Origin of the sequence: Streptomyces sp. NPDC047974 (assembly GCF_040653375.1) — a bacterium.
Taxonomy (GTDB): domain Bacteria; phylum Actinomycetota; class Actinomycetes; order Streptomycetales; family Streptomycetaceae; genus Streptomyces.
In genome coordinates this window covers 117,598-135,975 of the sequence record NZ_JBEZNU010000010.1, presented here as the reverse complement: position 1 = coordinate 135,975, position 18,378 = coordinate 117,598, and the positions used below count along the sequence as shown (strand labels likewise).

Below are 18,378 nucleotides of genomic sequence, written 5' to 3'. Positions count from 1 at the left end.
ATCAGCGTCTCCGCGATGGCGCTCGGACTCGTCCTCGGCATCGTCTTCGCCGTGATGCGGCTGTCGAAGAACCCGGTCACCGGAGCCGTCTCCTGGCTCTACATCTGGTTCTTCCGCGGCACGCCGGTCTACGTCCAGCTGCTCGTCTGGTTCAACCTGGCCCTGATCTTCGAGTACATCAACCTCGGTCCGATCTACAAGGACGAGACCTCGCAGGTCCTCACCCCGTTCATGGTGGCCCTCCTGGGCCTGGGCCTGAACGAGGGCGCGTACATGGCGGAGATCGTCCGCGCCGGCATCCAGTCGGTCGACGAGGGCCAGACCGAGGCGGCGCACGCGCTCGGCATGTCGCAGACGAAGACCATGCGCCGGATCGTGCTGCCGCAGGCGATGCGCGTGATCGTGCCGCCGACGGGCAACGAGTTCATCAACATGCTGAAGACCTCGTCGCTGGTCTCGGCCGTGCAGTACACGGAGCTGCTCCGCGCCTCCTCGAACATCGGCGCCACCTCCGGTGCCGTCATGGAGATGCTCTTCGTGGCCTCCATCTGGTACCTGGCGCTGACCAGCGTCTTCAGCGTCGGCCAGTACTACCTGGAGCGTCGTTTCGCCCGCGGTTCGACCCGTAACCTGCCGCCCACCCCCTGGCAGCGGGTCAAGACGAACCTCACCACGTTCAAGCGTTCCCCGGAGGCATCGGCATGACCGGCGAGCTCATGGTCAAGGCGGAGGGCGTCCACAAGTCCTACGGCGCCGCCCACATCCTCCGCGGCATCGACCTGGAGGTCCGCAGCGGAGAGGTCTTCTGCCTGGTCGGCCCGTCCGGCTCCGGCAAGTCGACCTTCCTGCGCTGCATCAACCACCTGGAGCGGATCGACGGCGGCCGCCTCTCGGTCGACGGCCAGCTGGTCGGCTACCGCCAGAAGGGCGACAAGCTCTACGAGCTGAAGGACAGCGAGGTCGCGACCCAGCGCCGTGACATCGGCATGGTCTTCCAGCGCTTCAACCTGTTCCCCCACATGACGGCCCTGGCCAACGTGATGGAGGCACCCGTCCAGGTGAAGGGCGAGTCCAAGGCGGTCGCCCGCGAGCGGGCCGAGCGCCTGCTCGACCGGGTGGGCCTCGGCGACAAGATGGGCAACTACCCGTCCCAGCTCTCCGGCGGCCAGCAGCAGCGTGTCGCCATCGCCCGCGCACTGGCGATGGAGCCGAAGCTGATGCTCTTCGACGAGCCGACCTCGGCGCTCGACCCGGAGCTCGTCGGTGACGTCCTCGACGTCATGCGGGACCTGGCCGAGTCGGGCATGACGATGATCGTCGTCACCCACGAGATGGGCTTCGCCCGGGAGGTCGGCGACTCGCTGGTCTTCATGGACGGCGGCGTGGTGGTCGAGTCCGGCCACCCGAGGGACGTCCTGACGAACCCGCAGCACGACCGGACGAAGGCGTTCCTGTCGAAGGTGCTGTAGCGGCGACAGGCGATACGTGAGGGGCGGTACGGGCCCGAAGCCCGTACCGCCCCTTCGCGCGTCCGGCGGCCCCGCGTCCGGGGGCCCCGCCTCCGCCGGTCTACTTCACGGCGAGCAGCAGCGTGTCGGAGGGCGAGCACCACACCGGACGGGCCTCGCCGAAGCCGGCCGCGCGCAGGGTGTCGGCGTGCCAGCCCACCGGCGGCATGTCGCCGTCGGCGTGCTCGCCGTAGATCTCGAAGCGGCGGGCGGTGGGCTCGGCGAGGACCGGGTCCTTCGCGGCGCTCGCCCACCAGTCGGCCCAGTCGAGGACCCCGGCGGCCTTCTCCGCGTCCATCCGGGCGTGCCGCCGGGCCCGCTCGGCGGCGTTGATCCGCGGGGTGGCCGGGTCGATCATGTGGTCGGCGTTCATGAAGACCCCGCCCTCCCGCACGAGCCCGGCGACCTGCCCGTAGAGGGCGGCCAGGGGCCCGCTGTGGAGCCAGTGCAGGGCGGTGGCGGTCAGGACGGCGTCGTACGAGTCGTACGGCAGCGCCCGGGTCCACGCGGGGTCCTTGAGGTCCGCCGTCACGAAGGAGACCCGCTCGTCGCCCTCGAAGGTGCCGCGGGCGATGGCGAGCAGCGCGGGGTCGAGGTCGACGCCGGTGGAGACGGCGCCGGGGAACCTCCGGAGGAGCCTGTCCGTGATACTTCCCGTACCGCAGGCGAGGTCGAGGACGCGGGGCTCCGGCCCCACCAGCGCCTCGACCATGTCGAGCATGACGCGGAACCGCTCCTCGCGGTCCGGCATGTACCACTCCTGCTGGCGGTCCCAGCTCTGCTGCCAGCCCGCCCAGTCGGTGTCGCTCATGCCCGTACCCTCCGTCGTCGACGCCACAGAAAACCCGAGAACGTAATACCCTCAGAGGGGAAACACCAGTTACCCCCTCGACGCCGACCCTAGCCCGCCACCGTAAGGACTACAAGTGGAACTGGCCTATTACTCGGATTACGCCGTGCGCCTCGTCAACACCGAGGAGCCGGCCCGCGGCAGGGACAGCCTCACCACCGTCGAAGCGGTCAAGGAACTCTTCGGCCCCGCCACCCAGATGGCCCGCCGGGTCAACGAGGCCGACCTGCCCCGCTTCCGTGCGATCAGGGCCCGGCTGCGGGCCGTCTTCGCGGCGGCGGACGAGGGCGACCACACCGGCGGCGTCGACCTCCTGAACTCGCTCCTCCTGGAGTTCCCGGTCAGCCCGCAGATCTCCGGCCACGACCACCTCGACGACGAGGGCCGGCCCCGCTGGCACATGCACCTCGCCGACCACTCGTCCAACGCCACGGCCGGATACGCGGCGATCTCCGCGATGGGACTCGCCTTCCACCTGACGGAGTTCGGCGCCGACCGGCTGGGCCTCTGCCAGGCCCCGCCCTGCCGCAACGCCTACCTCGACACCTCCACCAACCGCTCCCGGCGCTACTGCTCCGACCGCTGCGCCACCCGGGCCAACGTGGCCGCCTACCGGGCCCGCAAGCGCCTGGAGGCCGAGCGGGCCGACCTCACCGGCCGCACCGCGGAGAACAGCCAGGAGAGCACCACCCCGGCCGAGCGCTGACGCCCCGGCGTCACCGGCCGGTACCGGCCCAGCACCCGCCCGAGCACCAGCTCGGGCGGCACGGCCCCGAAGACCCGGCTGTCCCCCTCGGCGTCCGGGTTGTCCCCGAGCACCCACCACCCGGCGTCGCGCCGCTCGACCAGCCGCTTCACCACGAGCAGGTCCTGCTGGAGCGGATGGCGCAGCACCACGACGTGACCGGCGCCGACCCGCCCCCCGTACCGCACGAGCAGCCGGTCGCCGTGCAACAGCGTGGGCACCATCGACACCCCCGTCACCTCGGCGATCCCGAACGGCGCCTCGGCCGCCGCGGTGGCTTCCCGCTCCACTCCCGCTCCCCTCGTCGACTCGTCCACTCGTACACGAGTCCCATCCTGACCCCGGACTTTTGCCCTAAGCCCCAGGGGCGCTCGCGAAAACGCCCTTCTCACCGAGTAATCTCCCACTTGAGAAGACGATCACGAGGAAGGACGGCTCAATGCTCTCCCGCCTGTTTGCCCCCAAGGTCAAGGTCAGCGCCCACTGCGACCTCCCCTGCGGCGTGTACGACCCGGCCCAGGCCCGCATCGAGGCCGAGTCCGTCAAGGCTGTCCAGGAGAAGTACCAGGCGAACGAGGACCCGCACTTCCGGGCCCGCGCCACGGTCATCAAGGAGCAGCGCGCGGAGCTCGCCAAGCACCACGTCTCGGTGCTGTGGAGCGACTACTTCAAGGCCCCGCACTTCGAGAAGTACCCGGAGCTCAACCAGCTGGTCAACGACACCCTGAAGGCCCTCTCGGCCGCCAAGGCGTCGACCGACCCGAAGACCGGCGAGAAGGCCCTCGAGCTCATCGCCGAGATCGACCGCATCTTCTGGGAGACCAAGAAGGCCTGACCCAGGCTTTCCCTCTCCCCCTGCCCACCGCAGGTCGGAGGACGTACGGAACGGCCCGCCCGGACACCCCGGCGCGGGCCGTCCCCGTGTCAGGGCCCGGTCGCGACGTAGTAGACGTTGAAGGGGTCGCCCTCCACGGTCTTGACGTCGACGTCCCCGAAGCCGGCGTCCCGGAGCATCCGCTCCGCCGTCTCCTGGCCCCAGGCCGTGCCCAGGCCCGCACCGCCGGTGCCGAGCGAGGTCGTCATGCAGTAGAAGACGGAGAACGTGTACAGCGCCGGGCCGAAGGGGTGCCCGATGTTCTGCTCCAACCGGCTGGAGGCGGCGATGTCGCCCATGAGGAAGGTGCCGCCCGGGCGCAGGGCCTTCGCGATCGCCGACAGGGTCTCGGCCGGCCGCGCCAGGTCGTGGATCACGTCGAACGCGGTGATGACGTCGTACTCCCCGGTGATCCGCGTCGAATCGGCGCACGTGAACCGGACGTTGTCGAGCCCGGAGCGCGCCGCATCCGCGCGCGCGGTCTCGATGGCGGGTTCCGACTGGTCCAGGCCGTGGAAACGGCTGGCGGCGAACGCTCGGGCCAGCACGAGGGGAGCGTGCCCCTGCCCGGTGCCGACGTCCAGGACGTCGATCCCCTCCCTCAGGCGCTCGGTGAGCCCCGGCACCAGGGGCACGATCGTGTCCACGAGCGCCAGGTCGTACACCCGGGCGCTCTCCTCGGCCTGGAGCCTCTGGAAGCGCGGATAGGCCGAGTACGGTACGCCACCGCCCTCGCGGAAGCAGCGCACCACCTGTTGCTCGACCTCGCCCATGAGGCCGAGGTACTGCATGATCCCCGCGAGGTTGTCGGGGCCGGCCGCGGTCGTGAGGCAGGCGGCGTGTTCCGGTGGGAGGACGTAGGTCCGCCGCTCGGGGTCGTACTCCAGGAATCCGCCGACGACCATGCCGCCCAGCCACTCGCGCACGTATCGCTCGTTCAGGCCCGCCGCGTCGGCGATCTCGGCGCTGGTCGACGCCGGGAGGGCGGCCAGGGTGTCGAACAGGCCGCATTGGTGGCCGGCGCTGGTCAGCAGGGCGAGTGCGCCCTTGTTCAGGACGTCGAGGACTTCGCCCGCGAACGCCTCCTGCCTGGCGGCGTCCACGGGAGGCCTCGGTGTTCCGGAAGAGGTCATGACCGTTCCTTCCGCCCCTCGGCAGGCGGGCCGAGCATCCCCTTCTCACGATACGTCCGGAGGACGGCACCGGCCCGGGAGGAGTTCCGGCGGCCGGCGGAGCCCGGGCCCCTTCGTCATGCGGGGGTGCCGGGGAGGCACGGGGGCGCCGCGCCGCCCTCGGCCAGCCAGGCGCGGTACGGGGGCGCCCGGTGGGCCGCCTCGCGGTAGGCGTCGGCGAGGGTGGCGTGGAGGGGCGCCAGCGGGGTGGCGGGGCGGGCGTAGAGGAGGAGGCGGACGGCGAGCGGGTCGCCGAGGAGGGGGCGGACCGCCAAGTCCTCGCGGGGGACCGAGGTCGGCTGGCAGGGGGCCACCGCCTCGCCGAGCGCGATGAGCGACGCGGCGGTGTGGTAGTCGCCGTGGAGGAGCGGCGGGTCGATCCCCGCGGCCGTCAGGACGCGGCGCAGCCCGTCCCATTCGCCGTCCACCGCCGGGTCGACCATCCAGTGGTCGCGGGCCAGGTCCGCGAGGTCCACCACGGGGTGGGCGGCGGCCGGGTGGGCCGGGGAGAGGGAGACGAACTGCGGCTCGCGGGCGACCAGGACGCGGTGGTCCAGGCCCTCGGGCACGGGGAGCGGGCTGCCCTCCACCTCGTGGACGAAGGCCACGTCCAGGCGGCCGGCCGCCACCTCGCGCAGCAGCGTCCGCGCGGAGACGTCGACGCGCAGGGCGACGTCCGTGCCGGGGAAGCGGGCGCGCAGCCGCCGCAGCCAGCCCGGGAGGGCCCGGCTCGCGGTGGAGCCGACCCGGAGCCGGGGGCCGTCGGCGCGGGCGGCCTCGGCGCGGGTCTCGGTGACGAGCGCCGCCATGCCGTCGACCAGGGGACGGGCCCGGCTGAGGACGGAGCGGCCGAGCGCGGTGGGGCGGCAGCCGGTGCGGCCGCGGGCGAAGAGCTCGGCGCCGAGCGCGTTCTCGATGCGGCGCAGCTGGGTGGTCAGGGAGGGCTGGCTCACGCCGAGTTGGCGCGCGGCCTTGTGCAGGCTGCCGGTGTCCGCGATGGCACAGAGCGCGCGCAGGTGTCTCACCTCCAGCTCCATGGGGCCGAGCGTAGGACGGGGTTCCGGCCCCGCACCAGACGCCCGGATCCGCTCAACCCCCATGAAAATGACGCCAATTGGTGAAGCGTCGAGGGCGGTGATGTGGTCGCGTTATCGGGGAGTGGCATTCTTCCCGCCGGGCTCGCGCGCACCGAGACTCTCTCCCGACCCCGATCAGGAGGAGCCCCCCATGCGTCACCCCAAGGTCCTCACCCGCACCCTGACCGCCGCCCTCGGGCTCGGTCTCGCCGTCTCGCTCGGCGCCGCCGCCCCGGCCGGTGCCGCGCCCGACACCACCGCGTACGCCGGCTACGCCGGTTCGGCCGAGGAGGCCAAGGCGAACCAGGCGTTCTTCGACGCCGTCATGACGTCGGTGGCGAAGAAGCGGGCCGCGAACCCGAGCGCCACCGCGGCCGTCACCGTCGTCTACAGCGCCGCCAACGCGCCCAGCTTCCGCACCCAGATCGCCCGTTCCACGCAGATATGGAACAGCTCGGTGGTGAACGTGCGGCTCGTCGAGGGTTCCAACCCGGACTTCCGCTACTACGAGGGGAACGACTCCCGGGGCTCGTACGCGAGCACCGACGGGCACGGCAGCGGCTACATCTTCCTCGACTACCGGCAGAACCAGCAGTACAACTCCACCCGCGTGACGGCCCACGAGACCGGGCACGTGCTCGGCCTGCCGGACCACTACAGCGGGCCGTGCAGCGAGCTGATGTCGGGCGGCGGCCCCGGCACCTCCTGCCAGAACGCGACGCCCAACTCCCAGGAGCGGGCCCGCGTCGACCAGTTGTGGCGCTACGGGCTCGCTTCCGCCTTCAAGAGCTGACCGGCTTCGAGAGCGACCGGCTTCAAGAGCGACCGGCTTCACGGACGGGCCGGCCCACCGCGGGGTGGGCCGGTCCGTCCGGCCCGTCCGGCCCGTCCGGGTCCGGCCCGGGCCCCCCGGGCGCCGTCGTCGTCACACGGCCGACAGCACGCGCCGGCCGAACGCGGCGCCCTCGGGGAGCTGGCCGCGCAGCCGGGCCAGCGCCCCCTCGAAGTCGCCGCCGGCGACGACCGCCTCGAAGGCGGTGCCGCCGTAGTGCAGGGTCAGGCTGAGGTCGGCGCGCTCGCCGAGGGTGAGCAGGCAGCCGAGCGTGGCCTCCTGGGTCGCACCGCCGGCGACGACGGGGAGGGGCAGGTCCCACTCCAGGACGCAGCCGGTGAGGACCTCCCCGCCCTCGCCCGCGGCGGTGAGCGCGGCGAATCCCGCGCCCGTGTACTCGATTCCCCTGACGCGGACGGTGACGTGCCCGCCGTCGGCCGTGATCACGATCGCTTCCGCACCACGGCGGTCCCGGTACCAACCGGTCCAGACTTCTGTCGACTCCGATGACATGCGCGGACTGTAGCGGTATGACCGGCTCCGGCGCGCGGCCGGTCACCCGGTGGCCGGACTTCTCCCGTTCTCGCCGTTCTTGCCGGTGACCTGCGTGGTAGTGGCTTCCGTGCCCTCGGAATCCACCGCTTCGTAGAGCGGGCAGGCGCGGTTCCGGCAGGGCTGCACCTCCCACTCGGGCACCCAGGCCCCGAGGACCTTGTGCCGAGTGGCGATGGTCGCCAGCGGGCGTCCGCAGGCCGGGCACTTCGGCGCGGCCAGCGGGTCCCGGGTCGTACGGGGCGTCGCGTCACCCATACCTCCAGGGTAGGCCGCGCCGCCGCGGTCCGCCCGCTACCGCTTCCTGGTGTACGTGCGGACCAGCACGCCGTTGTCGAAGGCGCGCACGGCGCCGAGCGTGAAGTCGCGGGGCTCGAAGCCGGCGCCGAACATCGGCATGCCGGAGCCGTACACCTGCGGGTAGGTCTTGATGATCAGCTCGTCGATCTCGTCGATGAGTTCGCCGGCGATGGTGGAGCCGCCGCAGAGCCAGATGCCGAGCCCGCCGTCCTCGGCCTTGAGCTCGCGGACGCGGCCGACGAGGTCGTCGGCGATCAGCTCGACGTGCGGGTCGGGCGACTCGGCGAGCGAGCGGGTGGCGACGTACTCGCGGAGGTGGGCGTACGGGCTGGTGACGCCGGCGTCCAGGCCGATCCGGTACGACCCGAGGCCCTGCACCACGGTGTCGAAGTGGCGGCCCCGGGTGTCGGGCTCGATGCCGACGAGGGGCCAGGCCGGGGCGGCCACGGTCTCGGGGTACTCGGTGGTGAGGTACTCCAGGAACTCCCCTGTGACGTAGGAGTACGTGGAGGTGGCGTCGCCCTTCGGATCGCCGATGAAGCCGTCGATGGTGCAGGCGACGAAGTAGGTGAGCTTGCGCAAACCGGGTCCTGTTTCTTTCGGGGGCGTGACCGCGAGCGCGACCACGACAGACATAGTGCTTCATCTGTAGTGGTCGCGCAACCCCTCAGCGGGAACGGTTCCCCAGCGGCTCCTCAGCGGGTCCTTCGCGTCACGAACTCCGCGAGGGACAGCAGGTCCCCGGCGGCCGAGAGGTCCGGCACCGCCCGCGCCAGGTGCTCGACGGCACGGCCCATCCGCTCGGCCGCCTGCGCCTGCGCCCAGTCCCGGCCGCCGGCCCGCTCGACGGCGGCGGCCGCGGCCCGCACCGCCCGCTCGTCGAGCGTCGTACGGGAGTACAGCTCGGCCAGCTCCTCGCCGGAGGCGGTGCCGGAGGCGAGCGCGGCGACGACCGGCAGCGACTTCTTGCGCGCCACCAGGTCGGCGCCGGCCGGCTTGCCGGTCCGCTCGGGGTCGCCCCAGATGCCGATGAGGTCGTCGATCAGCTGGAAGGCGAGCCCGGCCTCGCGGCCGAAGGAGTCGAGCGCCGCGACCTCCTCCTCCCCCGCGCCCGCGTAGAGCGCGCCGAGGGCGCACGAGCAGCCGAGCAGGGCGCCGGTCTTGGCCGTGGCCATGGCGAGGCACTCGTCGAGGGAGACCTCGCGGGGGCCGCGCGCCTCGAAGGCGCAGTCGGCCTGCTGGCCGGCGCAGAGCTCGATGACACAGGCGGCGAGGCGGGCGGCGGCGGAGGCCGAGGCGGGGTGCGGGTCCTCGACGAGGAGCCGGAGCGCCAGCGCGTTCATGGCGTCGCCGGCCATCAGGGCGTCGGGGATGCCGAAGACGGTCCAGGCGGTGGGCCGGTGACGGCGGGTCGGGTCCGCGTCGACGATGTCGTCGTGGAGCAGGGTGAAGTTGTGCGCCAGCTCGACGGCGGCGGCGGCCTTCACCGCCCCGCTCTCCTCGGCGCCCAGCGCGCGGGCGGCGGCGAGGACCAGGGCGGGGCGGATCGCCTTGCCCGCCTGGCCGGCGGCGGGGGTGCCGTCGGCTTCCTCCCAGCCGAAGTGGTACATCGCCACACGGCGTATCGAGCCCGGCAGGGTCTCGACGGTGGAACGGATCTGCGGGTCGACGGCGGTCCTCGTCCGGTCGAGGAGCGCCACGGCGCCCGGCCCGTCGGTGACGGGGGCCGTACTCGTCAGGGTCACGTCTTGTCGTCCTTCTTCGCAGCCGACCGCGTCCACGGCGGCCGGGCGTCGGGCTGATCGGTTCCACGGCGCCCGTGCTCCGGGCGCGCGTCCCTCGCGGGGCACGGCACGGCCGGGTGCCCGGCGGGGGCCGGGCGGGCCGGGGGTGGGGCCCCGGCCCGCCCGGGGTTCAGCGGCGGCGGCTGATCTCGACGTTCTCCAGGACCCCGAGCGCGTCGGGCACGAGGACGGCGGCGGAGTAGTAGGTCGTGACCAGGTAGGAGATGATCGCCTGCTCGTCGATGCCCATGAAGCGGACGGACAGGCCGGGCTCCACCTCGTCGGAGAGGCCGGTCTGGTGCAGGCCGACGACGCCCTGGTCGGACTCGCCGGTACGCATGCAGATGATCGAGCTGGTGCCGGCGGCGGTCACCGGGATCTTGTCGCAGGGGTAGATCGGGACCCCGCGCCAGGTCGGGATCCGGGTGCCGGCCACGTCGATCGTCTCGGGCACCAGGCCCCGGCGGTTGAGCTCGCGGCCGATCGCGGCGATGGCCTTCGGGTGGGCCAGGAAGAGCTTGGAGCCTCGGCGGCGGGAGAGCAGCTCGTCGAGGTCGTCGGGGCCGGGGACGCCGTCGTGCGGCTGGATCCGCTGCCCGTAGTCGCAGTTGGCGAGGAGACCGAACTCCCGGTTGTTGACCAGCTCGTGCTCCTGGCGCTCGCGCAGGGCCTCGACGGTGAGCCGCAGCTGGTGCTCGGTCTGGTTCATCGGGTGGTTGTAGAGGTCCGCCACGCGCGTGTGGACCTTGAGCACGGTCTGGGCGAGGCTCAGCTCGTACTCGCGCGGGGCGGGCTCGTAGTCCACGAAGGTGTGCGGGACGACGGCCTCGCCGACGTGGCCGGCGGAGAGGTCGATGGCGGCCTCCCCGTAGCCGTTGACGGCCTGCTCCGGGCGGCCCGCGACGCCCGCGAGGTGCGAGGCGAGGGAGCCGGCGCGGGCGGCGAGCGCGGCCAGGTCGGCGCGGGTGAGCTCCAGGACCGTGCAGGCGGTGGCGGCGCGCGCGGTCCAGTCCCAGGTGGCGGCCTCGTCGAGGAGGGCGGCGTCGCCGAAGTAGGAGCCGTCGGCGAGGACGCCGAGCACCGCCTCGTCGCCGTAGGGGCCTTCGCCGAGCTGCTCGACGCGGCCGTGCGCGAGGAGGTAGACGCGGTCGGCCGGGGAGCCGGCGACCGCGAGGACCTCACCGGCGGCGACGTCGCGCTGGACGCAGCGGGCGGCGAGCTCCGCGAGGGCCGCCTCGTCCTCGTACCCGCGCAGGGCCGGCAGCTCGCCGAGCTCGGCGGGGATCACCGCGACCCGGTCGCCGGTCTGGACGAAGGTGACACGGCCGTCGCCCACCGAGTGGCTGAGCCGCCGGTTGACCCGGTAGGCGCCGCCCTTGGTCTCGACCCAGGGCAGCGTCCGCAGCAGCCAGCGGGAGGAGATCTCCTGCATCTGCGGGGCCGACTTGGTGGTCGAGGCGAGGTTCCGCGCGGCGGCGGTGCCGAGACTCTGCTGCGGGGCCTGCTCCGCGAGGACCTCGTCGCCAACCGAACCAACGGACATGGAACTCCCTCTCGTACGTCTGGTTTGCGAAAGGAAGCCTTTCAGCACGGAGCGTGCCGACGCCATTACACAATCGGGTGGGACTGTTCGGTGATCTTCGGGGCATGTCGGCTGTTTTTCCGCCGCGCGGCGGGGCGCGGAACTCGGCCGGGTTGTCCGGTTCGGCTCGCACGCGGATCGAACGCATGGCAGCGGAGGAGCGGAGTCCGGTACTCCGGAAGCTCGGTCCTCCCTCTGGAAGGAGCACGCCATGGCCGTTCCGCTGTCCGCGAGCAGGGTCCTCTCCGCACTGCGCGGCGAGGGCCTCTCGGTCGTCGAGGTCGGCGACTGGTCCACCCACAACAGGAACCACAAGGGCCCGTGGGGGCCGGTGCACGGGGTGATGATCCACCACACCGTCACCCGGGGCACCGCGAGCACCGTCCGCATCTGCCGGGACGGCTACGCGGGGCTGCCGGGCCCGCTGTGCCACGGCGTCATCGCCAAGGACGGCACCGTCCACCTGGTCGGCCACGGGCGCGCCAACCACGCCGGGCTCGGCGACGACGAGGTGCTGCGGGCCGTGATCGCCGAGCACGCCCTGCCCGCGGACGACGAGGCCACCACCGACGGCAACCGCCACTTCTACGGCTTCGAGTGCGAGAACCTCGGCGACGGCGAGGACCCCTGGCCCAAGGTGCAGCTCGACGCGATCGCCAAGGCGTCGGCCGCGCTCTGCCGGGCGCACGGCTGGACCCACCGCTCGGTGATCGGCCACCGCGAGTGGCAGCCGGGGAAGGTGGACCCGCGCGGCTTCACCATGGCGTCGATGCGCGAGCGCGTCGCCGACCTGCTGCGCTGAGCCACCGCGCGACCCGCGGCGCCGGGCCGCCGTGCCGCCGGGCCGACCCGCGGCGCCGGCACGGCTCCCGGGCCACGCGCGCGTACGGGCGGAGAGGGCCTCCCGGCTCCCCCACGCGCGCGTGGCCCGGGAGAATGGCCGGGTGGACACGTACGACCTCTCCGCCCTGCGGCCCCGGCTCCCCTCGCCCCTGGAGCCGGTGGCGGACGAGCGGTTCACCGGGCGCGGGCTGACGCTGCTGCTGAAGCGGGACGACCTCATCCACCCCGACCTGCCCGGCAACAAGTGGCGCAAGCTCGCGCTCAACCTGCGGGCGGCGGGCGGACGGCCGGTGCTGACCTTCGGGGGCGCGTACTCCAACCACCTGCGGGCCACCGCGGCCGCCGGCCGCCTCCTCGGCTTCCCCACGATCGGGGTCGTCCGCGGCGACGAGCTGGCCGGGCGTCCGCTGAACCCCTCGCTGGCGCGGTGCGCGGCGGACGGGATGCGCCTGGAGTTCGTGGACCGCGCCACGTACCGGGCGAAGCACGAGCCGGGGGTGCTCGCCGGGCTCCTGGAACGCGCCCCCGAGGGGGCGTACGTGGTCCCCGAGGGCGGCAGCAACGCGCTCGCGGTGGAGGGGTGCGTGGCGCTCGGCCGGGAGCTGGCCGGGCACGCGGACGTGGCGGCGGTGGCCTGCGGCACGGGCGGCACCCTGGCGGGCCTGGCGGCCGAGTTCGGCGGCCGGACGCTGGGCGTGCCGGTGCTGAAGGGCGGTTTCCTCGGCGGCGAGGTGCGGAGCCTCCAGGAGGCGGCCTTCGGCGGCCCGCGCGGCGACTGGTGGCTGGACGAGCGCTTCCACTGCGGCGGCTACGGCCGGACGCCCCCGGAACTCGACGCGTTCGCACAGGACTTCGAGGCGCGGCATGGACTCGCCATCGAGCGGCTGTATGTCGCCAAAATGCTCCTCGCACTGGTGTCCCTCGCCGAGGAGGACGCCTTTGCCCCCGGGAGCAGGATCGCGGCGGTGGTCACCGGAACCACCGAGCCCGGGGATCAGCCGAGCTCCTCGCGGTAGGCGGCGGCCTCCTCCAGGTCGAGCCGGCGCAGCAGGGTGCGCATCATCTCGTCGTCGATCCGGCGCTCGTCGCGGAGCCGGACGAAGACCTCGCGTTCGGCCTCGATCATCTCGCGCGAGAGGCGGCGGTAGGTGTCGTCGGCGGTCTCCCCGGTGAGCTCGTTGACCGCGCCGAGCCGCTCCCAGACGCTGTTGCGGCGGCGCTCCAGGACCGTGCGGAGGCGGTCGGTGAGCGGTCCCGGCAGGGTGTTGCGCTCGTCGGCGAGGAGTTCGTCGAGGCGGGCCTCGGCGGCACGGGAGGCCTCGCTCTGGGCCTGCGCCTCGGCCAGCGTCTCCTGGTAGCGGTCGCGGCCGGGGAGCTTCAGGGCCCGGATCAGCGGGGGCAGGGTGAGGCCCTGGACGACGAGGGTGGAGATGACGGTGGTGAAGGTGAGGAAGAGGACGAGGTTGCGGGCGGGGAACTCGACGCCGTCGGTGACGACCGGGATGGAGAAGGCGATGGCGAGGGAGACCACCCCGCGCATGCCGGCCCAGCCGACCACCACCGGCGCCTTCCAGTCGACGCCGGGCTCGCGCTCCCGGACCCCGGCGGAGAGCGCGCGGGGCAGGAAGGTGGCCGGGAAGACCCAGACGAAGCGGACCACGACCACGAAGACGAAGACCCCGAAGGCGTACCAGAGCGCCTCCCCGACGCCGTACTGGCCGAGGCCCTGGACGACGTAGGGCAGCTGGAGGCCGATGAGGGCGAAGACGGCGGACTCCAGGACGAAGGCGACCATCTTCCACACGGCCTCCTCCTGGAGGCGGGTGGCGAAGTCGACCTTCCACGCCTTGTGCCCGAGGAAGAGGCCGACCACGACGACGGCGAGCACCCCGGAGGCGTGCACCTCCTCGGCCGCCGCGTAGGCGATGAAGGGGATGAGGAGGGAGAGGGTGTTCTGGAGCAGCGGTTCGGTGAGCCGGGTCCGCAGCCAGTGGATGGGGACCATCAGGACCAGGCCGACGCCGACGCCGCCGACCGCGGCGAGGGCGAACTCGCCGAGGCCGCCCGCCCAGCTGATGCCCGCGCCGACGGCGGCGGCGAGGGCGACCTTGTAGGCGGTGATGGCGGTGGCGTCGTTCACCAGGGACTCGCCCTGGAGGATCGTGGTGATCCGGTGGGGCAGGCCGAGCCGGCGGGCGATGGCGGTGGCGGCCACCGCGTCCGGCGGGGCGATCACCGCGCCGAGGACGAGCGCGGCGGTGAGCGGCAGGTCGGGGACGAGGACGTACGCGAGCCAGCCGACGGCCACGGTGGCGAAGAGGACGTACCCGACGGAGAGCAGCGCGACCGGCCGGATGTTGGCCCGCAGGTCCAGGTAGGAGGACTCGACGGCGGCCGTGTAGAGCAGCGGCGGCAGGATCAGCGGCAGCACGATGTGCGGGTCGAGGGTGTAGTCGGGGACGCCGGGGACGTACGAGGCGACCAGGCCGACCGCCACGAGGAGGAGCGGGGCCGGTACGGGGGTGCGGCGGGCGAGCCCCGCCACCGCCGCGCTCGCCGCCACCAGTGCCACCAGCCGCAGTGCGTCCATGCCGCCCCTCCACCCGTCCCGCCTCGCGGTTCGTCCGTTTCTTCCGGTACGCCCGGCGCGGACGGCCGGTCCGGGCCGGGCGGTCGGGGCGACCGCTCCGAGCCCTCCGGTCCGGGGCGTCCGCCACGTACCCTGGCCATCATGATCGAGTGCCCGCACGTAGCAGACATGCCGCGCCCCGAGCCGGCCCCGCTCCACGAGACCTGCCCCGAGTGCCTGGCCGACGGGACGAGCCCGGTGCAGCTGCGGCTCTGCCTGAGCTGCGGGCACGTGGGCTGCTGCGACTCCTCGCAGGGGCGGCACGCGACCGGGCACTTCGACTCGACGGGGCACCCGCTGATGCGGACCTTCGAGCCGGGCGAGGCCTGGCGCTGGTGCTTCGTGGACGAGGCGCTGGTCTGAGTCGCTCCCGGAGGCGCCGGGGCGGTGTCCCGGGGCGGCGTCCCGGGGCGGTCTCTTGCGGGCGGGGCGGTTCGACGGGCGGGCCGTTGGGTACGTCACCCCTCCGCCGGTCACCGCTGTATTTCGGTCCCGCACACCCCTGGCCACGGTCCGCGCCCATGGGCCTACCATGAGTGACGGGCCGGGATCGGGGGCCCCGGGGCTTGCGGCGACACGGCAGGATGGATCGCGATAGCGTCACCGCGGACCGCGCAGCCCCTGCGTGACCGCAGGTCCGGGGGTCTCTCCCCCCGGACCCCGATTGAGCTTGTGCCACCTTGGAGGTGAGGGTGTCCCAGATCGCAGGCGAGCCCGGGACCCAGGACTTCGTGGAAGTCCGGCTGCCCGCTGCGGGTGCCTATCTGTCCGTGCTGCGTACGGCCACGGCCGGCCTCGCGGCGCGCTTGGACTTCACCCTCGACGAGATCGAGGACTTGCGGATCGCGGTGGACGAGGCCTGCGCGATCCTGCTCCAGCAGGCGGTGCCCGGCTCGGTCCTGAGCTGCGTCTTCCGGCTGGTGGACGACTCCCTCGACGTGACCGTGTCCGCGCCGACGACGGACGGCCGGGCCCCCGAGCGGGACACCTTCGCCTGGACGGTGCTGTCGGCGCTGGCCGGCAAGGTCGAGTCCTCGGTCGCGGAGGACAACACGGTCTCGATCAGCCTGTACAAACAGCGCGGCGCGGGGCCAGGCCCGGCGTGAGGAGCGGGGACGCGACGGCCGGCATCCCCGGTCAGCAGGCAGCACGGCCGCATGAGGTCGCTACGGAGCAGCAGGCGGGCCAGATGAGCGAGCACGAGCAGCAGCACGACGGGGCTCCCCCGGCACCGGCCTCGGACGGGAAGGCCCTGGACGGGACGCCCTCGGACGGCACGCCGTCGGACGGAACCGCCCCCGAGGAGGCGCTCCCGGAAGGGCTCGTGACCGAGGGTGACGGCGCGGCGCGGGGTCACCACCCGCAGGACCGCAGCGGTGCCCGCGCGCTCTTCGTGGAGCTGCGGTCGCTGCCGGAGGGCTCCCCGGAGAAGGCCGAGCTCCGCAACCGGCTGGTGCGGATGCACCTGCCGCTGGTCGAGCACCTGGCACGGCGCTTCCGCAACCGCGGCGAGCCGCTCGACGACCTGACGCAGGTGGCGACGATCGGCCTGATCAAGTCGGTCGACCGCTTCGACCCGGAGCGGGGCGTGGAGTTCTCCACGTACGCGACGCCGACGGTGGTCGGCGAGATCAAGCGCCACTTCCGCGACAAGGGATGGGCGGTACGCGTCCCCCGCCGCCTCCAGGAGCTGCGGCTCTCCCTGACGACGGCGACGGCGGAGCTGTCCCAGCAGCACGGGCGCTCGCCGACCGTGCACGAGCTGGCGGAGCGGCTCGGGATCTCCGAGGAGGAGGTCCTGGAGGGCCTGGAGTCGGCCAACGCCTACTCGACGCTCTCCCTGGACGTGCCGGACACCGACGACGAGTCGCCGGCGGTCGCGGACACGCTGGGCGCGGAGGACGAGGCCCTGGAGGGGGTCGAGTACCGGGAGTCGCTCAAGCCCCTCCTGGAGGACCTGCCGCCCCGGGAGAAGCGGATCCTGCTGCTGCGGTTCTTCGGGAACATGACCCAGTCGCAGATCGCGCAGGAGGTCGGCATCTCGCAGATGCACGTCTCCCGGCTGCTCGCCAGGACCCTGGCGCAGCTCCGGGAGAAGCTCCTCGTGGAGGAGTGAGGCTCAGGAGGCGTCCTGGCCGGGGCGCCGGATGCCGAGCGCCTCGGTCGTGGCCGGGTTCACCAGCAGGACGAGCCCGGTCACGGCGAGCGCGGCGAGGACGATCCCGTACGGGATCACGCCCTCGGACTGGAGCATCTGCCAGGCGACGGGCAGGGCCAGGATCTGGGTGATGACGGCCGGGCCGCGGCTCCAGGAGCGCATCCGCCACAGGCCGCGGGCGGCGGCGAGCGGGATGAGCCCGAGCGCGATCATCGTCACCGCGCCGGTCGCCCCGCCGGTGAGGTCCCCGCCGTCGGTCAGCGTCCGCACCAGCATGTAGACGCCGCCGGCGAGGAGCCCGAGGGCCTCGACGAGGGCCACGCCCGCGGCGGCGGCCAGGCGGGCGGGGCGGGGGGTCTGCTCCGTACTGCTCATGCAGGGCAGCGTACGGGGCCGGTGGGGGTGTCCGGGGACCGGGCGGGACTGGGATCGGTACCGCCGGGTAGGTACGCTGGCGGTCATGCGCGCACTTCTCGTGGTCAACCCGGCAGCCACCACCACCAGTGCCCGCACCCGTGACGTGCTGATCCACGCGCTGGCGAGCGAGATGAAGCTGGAGGCCGTCAGCACCGAGTACCGCGGGCACGCCCGGGACCTCGGGCGGCGGGCCGCCGAGTCCGGCGAGATCGACCTGGTCGTGGCGCTCGGCGGCGACGGCACGGTCAACGAGGTCGTGAACGGCCTGCTGCACGGCGGGCCCGATCCGGACCGGCTGCCGGGCCTGGCGGTGGTGCCGGGCGGTTCGACGAACGTCTTCGCACGCGCGCTCGGTCTGCCGAACGACGCCGTGGAGGCGACCGGCGCGCTCCTCGACGCGCTGCGCGAGCGGAGCGCCCGGACGGTGAGCCTGGGGCTCGCCTCGGGGACGCCGGGTACTCCGGACGAGGAGGTGCCGGCCCGCTGGTTCACCTTCTGTGCCGGGCTCGGCTTCGACGCGAGCGTGATCGGACGGGTCGAACAGCAGCGCGAGCGCGGGAAGCGGTCCACGCACGCGCTCTATCTGCGCCAGGTGTTCCGCCAGTTCCTGGAGGAGCCGAACCGCCGGCACGGGACGATCACCCTGGAGCGGCCCGGCGCCGAGCCGGTGGAGGACCTGGTCCTCTCCATAATCTGCAACACCTCCCCCTGGACCTACCTGGGCAATCGCCCGGTGTACGCGTCCCCGGAGGCGTCCTTCGAGACCGCGCTCGACGTGCTCGGACTGAGCCGGCTCTCCACCCCGGCGGTGGCCCGCTACGCCACCCAGCTGCTCACTTCCAGCCCCGAACGGGGCCCTCGCGGCAAGCACGCGACGACTCTGCACGACCTGACCGACTTCACCTTGCATTCGAAGGTTCCCCTCCCGCTCCAGATGGACGGAGACCACCTCGGACTGCGTACGAGCGTGACGTTCACAGGCGTACGCCGTGCACTGCGTGTGATTGTGTGAGTGGAAGGGCCGAAAGTCCTTGCACTCGAACGTTTAGGCGCGCA

General features: G+C 73.0%; 22 protein-coding genes. 11 read left to right on the top strand and 11 right to left on the bottom strand.

Translation table 11 applies throughout. The annotated features are described in order from the left end of the window. Together AB0E19_RS16780 and AB0E19_RS16775 are read left to right on the top strand one after the other, a co-directional pair. On the top strand, positions 1-705 hold a 705-nt coding region (locus tag AB0E19_RS16780; RefSeq protein WP_362179813.1), incomplete at its 5' end, for an amino acid ABC transporter permease. Beyond that, positions 702-1,469 carry an amino acid ABC transporter ATP-binding protein gene (locus AB0E19_RS16775; protein ID WP_360602215.1) on the top strand — a complete coding sequence of 256 codons (768 nt, stop codon included), beginning with the start codon at positions 702-704 and terminating at the stop codon, positions 1,467-1,469. The genes AB0E19_RS16780 and AB0E19_RS16775, both read left to right, overlap by 4 nt. A gap of 100 nt (positions 1,470-1,569) precedes the next feature. Here the strand turns inward: AB0E19_RS16775 and AB0E19_RS16770 are convergent, their stop codons facing one another. Further along, positions 1,570-2,319, bottom strand: coding sequence for a class I SAM-dependent methyltransferase (locus AB0E19_RS16770; protein WP_362179808.1), 750 nt, complete (start codon positions 2,317-2,319; stop codon positions 1,570-1,572). A 115-nt stretch (positions 2,320-2,434) separates the two neighbouring features. Between AB0E19_RS16770 and AB0E19_RS16765 the strand changes: the two genes are divergently transcribed. Continuing rightward, positions 2,435-3,064 (top strand): CGNR zinc finger domain-containing protein, encoded by a 630-nt coding sequence (locus AB0E19_RS16765; protein ID WP_362179805.1) that lies wholly within the window; start codon positions 2,435-2,437, stop codon positions 3,062-3,064. On the opposite strand, the gene sodX is transcribed toward AB0E19_RS16765, so the two are convergent. Continuing rightward, entirely contained in the window at positions 2,968-3,393 is a 426-nt protein-coding gene (gene sodX, locus AB0E19_RS16760; RefSeq protein ID WP_360602221.1) for a nickel-type superoxide dismutase maturation protease, read from the bottom strand. The two genes, AB0E19_RS16765 and sodX, sit on opposite strands and share 97 nt — an antisense overlap. 149 nt (positions 3,394-3,542) lie before the next feature. On the opposite strand from sodX, the gene sodN reads away from it, so the two are divergent. After that, positions 3,543-3,938 carry a superoxide dismutase, Ni gene (gene sodN / locus AB0E19_RS16755; RefSeq protein WP_030207400.1) on the top strand — a complete coding sequence of 132 codons (396 nt, stop codon included), beginning with the start codon at positions 3,543-3,545 and terminating at the stop codon, positions 3,936-3,938. An 89-nt stretch (positions 3,939-4,027) separates the two neighbouring features. On the opposite strand, the gene AB0E19_RS16750 is transcribed toward sodN, so the two are convergent. Together AB0E19_RS16750 and AB0E19_RS16745 are read right to left on the bottom strand one after the other, a co-directional pair. After that, entirely contained in the window at positions 4,028-5,110 is a 1,083-nt protein-coding gene (locus AB0E19_RS16750) for a class I SAM-dependent methyltransferase (RefSeq protein ID WP_362179799.1), read from the bottom strand. 116 nt (positions 5,111-5,226) lie between these two features. Then, positions 5,227-6,186 carry a LysR family transcriptional regulator gene (locus tag AB0E19_RS16745; protein WP_362179796.1) on the bottom strand — a complete coding sequence of 320 codons (960 nt, stop codon included), beginning with the start codon at positions 6,184-6,186 and terminating at the stop codon, positions 5,227-5,229. A gap of 190 nt (positions 6,187-6,376) precedes the next feature. Between AB0E19_RS16745 and snpA the strand changes: the two genes are divergently transcribed. Continuing rightward, positions 6,377-7,018: a snapalysin gene (gene snpA / locus AB0E19_RS16740; protein WP_362179793.1), complete on the top strand. Its 642-nt coding sequence runs from the start codon at positions 6,377-6,379 to the stop codon at positions 7,016-7,018. A 132-nt stretch (positions 7,019-7,150) separates the two neighbouring features. Here the strand turns inward: snpA and AB0E19_RS16735 are convergent, their stop codons facing one another. The 5 genes from AB0E19_RS16735 to AB0E19_RS16715 form a co-directional block, all read right to left on the bottom strand. Further along, positions 7,151-7,570, bottom strand: a complete 420-nt coding sequence (locus AB0E19_RS16735) for a DUF6304 family protein (protein ID WP_362179789.1) — start codon at positions 7,568-7,570, stop codon at positions 7,151-7,153. Between the two features lie 42 nt (positions 7,571-7,612). Continuing rightward, positions 7,613-7,867: a hypothetical protein gene (locus AB0E19_RS16730; RefSeq protein WP_362179786.1), complete on the bottom strand. Its 255-nt coding sequence runs from the start codon at positions 7,865-7,867 to the stop codon at positions 7,613-7,615. Positions 7,868-7,903: 36 nt separating this feature from the next. Continuing rightward, positions 7,904-8,491 (bottom strand): dihydrofolate reductase, encoded by a 588-nt coding sequence (locus AB0E19_RS16725; protein WP_362180149.1) that lies wholly within the window; start codon positions 8,489-8,491, stop codon positions 7,904-7,906. Positions 8,492-8,604: 113 nt separating this feature from the next. Beyond that, positions 8,605-9,648, bottom strand: coding sequence for a family 2 encapsulin nanocompartment cargo protein polyprenyl transferase (locus AB0E19_RS16720; protein ID WP_362180146.1), 1,044 nt, complete (start codon positions 9,646-9,648; stop codon positions 8,605-8,607). A gap of 175 nt (positions 9,649-9,823) precedes the next feature. Then, entirely contained in the window at positions 9,824-11,236 is a 1,413-nt protein-coding gene (locus AB0E19_RS16715; RefSeq protein ID WP_362179782.1) for a family 2B encapsulin nanocompartment shell protein, read from the bottom strand. Positions 11,237-11,486: 250 nt separating this feature from the next. Here AB0E19_RS16715 and AB0E19_RS16710 point away from each other — a divergent pair, with 250 nt between their 5' ends. Continuing rightward, positions 11,487-12,077, top strand: a complete 591-nt coding sequence (locus tag AB0E19_RS16710; protein WP_362179778.1) for a peptidoglycan recognition family protein — start codon at positions 11,487-11,489, stop codon at positions 12,075-12,077. A gap of 142 nt (positions 12,078-12,219) precedes the next feature. After that, the gene (locus AB0E19_RS16705) at positions 12,220-13,134 is read left to right on the top strand and encodes a pyridoxal-phosphate dependent enzyme (protein WP_362179775.1); all 915 of its coding nucleotides are present in this window, start codon (positions 12,220-12,222) and stop codon (positions 13,132-13,134) included. Here AB0E19_RS16705 and AB0E19_RS16700 read toward each other — a convergent pair. Continuing rightward, complete coding sequence (locus AB0E19_RS16700; protein ID WP_362179772.1) at positions 13,113-14,708, bottom strand: Na+/H+ antiporter; 1,596 nt, start codon at positions 14,706-14,708, stop codon at positions 13,113-13,115. The genes AB0E19_RS16705 and AB0E19_RS16700 overlap by 22 nt on opposite strands. 141 nt (positions 14,709-14,849) lie before the next feature. Here AB0E19_RS16700 and AB0E19_RS16695 point away from each other — a divergent pair, with 141 nt between their 5' ends. The 3 genes from AB0E19_RS16695 (at position 14,850) to AB0E19_RS16685 (ending at position 16,863) form a co-directional block, all read left to right on the top strand. Further along, positions 14,850-15,110: a UBP-type zinc finger domain-containing protein gene (locus AB0E19_RS16695; protein WP_362179769.1), complete on the top strand. Its 261-nt coding sequence runs from the start codon at positions 14,850-14,852 to the stop codon at positions 15,108-15,110. A 329-nt stretch (positions 15,111-15,439) separates the two neighbouring features. Further along, positions 15,440-15,853: an anti-sigma regulatory factor gene (locus tag AB0E19_RS16690; protein ID WP_030492700.1), complete on the top strand. Its 414-nt coding sequence runs from the start codon at positions 15,440-15,442 to the stop codon at positions 15,851-15,853. Beyond that, positions 15,742-16,863 (top strand): RNA polymerase sigma factor SigF, encoded by a 1,122-nt coding sequence (locus AB0E19_RS16685; RefSeq protein ID WP_362180143.1) that lies wholly within the window; start codon positions 15,742-15,744, stop codon positions 16,861-16,863. The genes AB0E19_RS16690 and AB0E19_RS16685 overlap by 112 nt, the downstream gene beginning before the upstream one ends. A 3-nt stretch (positions 16,864-16,866) precedes the next feature. Here AB0E19_RS16685 and AB0E19_RS16680 read toward each other — a convergent pair whose 3' ends face one another. Next, on the bottom strand, positions 16,867-17,280 hold the full coding sequence (locus tag AB0E19_RS16680; RefSeq protein WP_362179765.1) for a hypothetical protein: 414 nt from the start codon (positions 17,278-17,280) through the stop codon (positions 16,867-16,869). An 85-nt stretch (positions 17,281-17,365) separates the two neighbouring features. Between AB0E19_RS16680 and AB0E19_RS16675 the strand changes: the two genes are divergently transcribed. Next, entirely contained in the window at positions 17,366-18,334 is a 969-nt protein-coding gene (locus AB0E19_RS16675; RefSeq protein ID WP_169086975.1) for a diacylglycerol kinase family protein, read from the top strand. Positions 18,335-18,378: the final 44 nt, after the last annotated feature.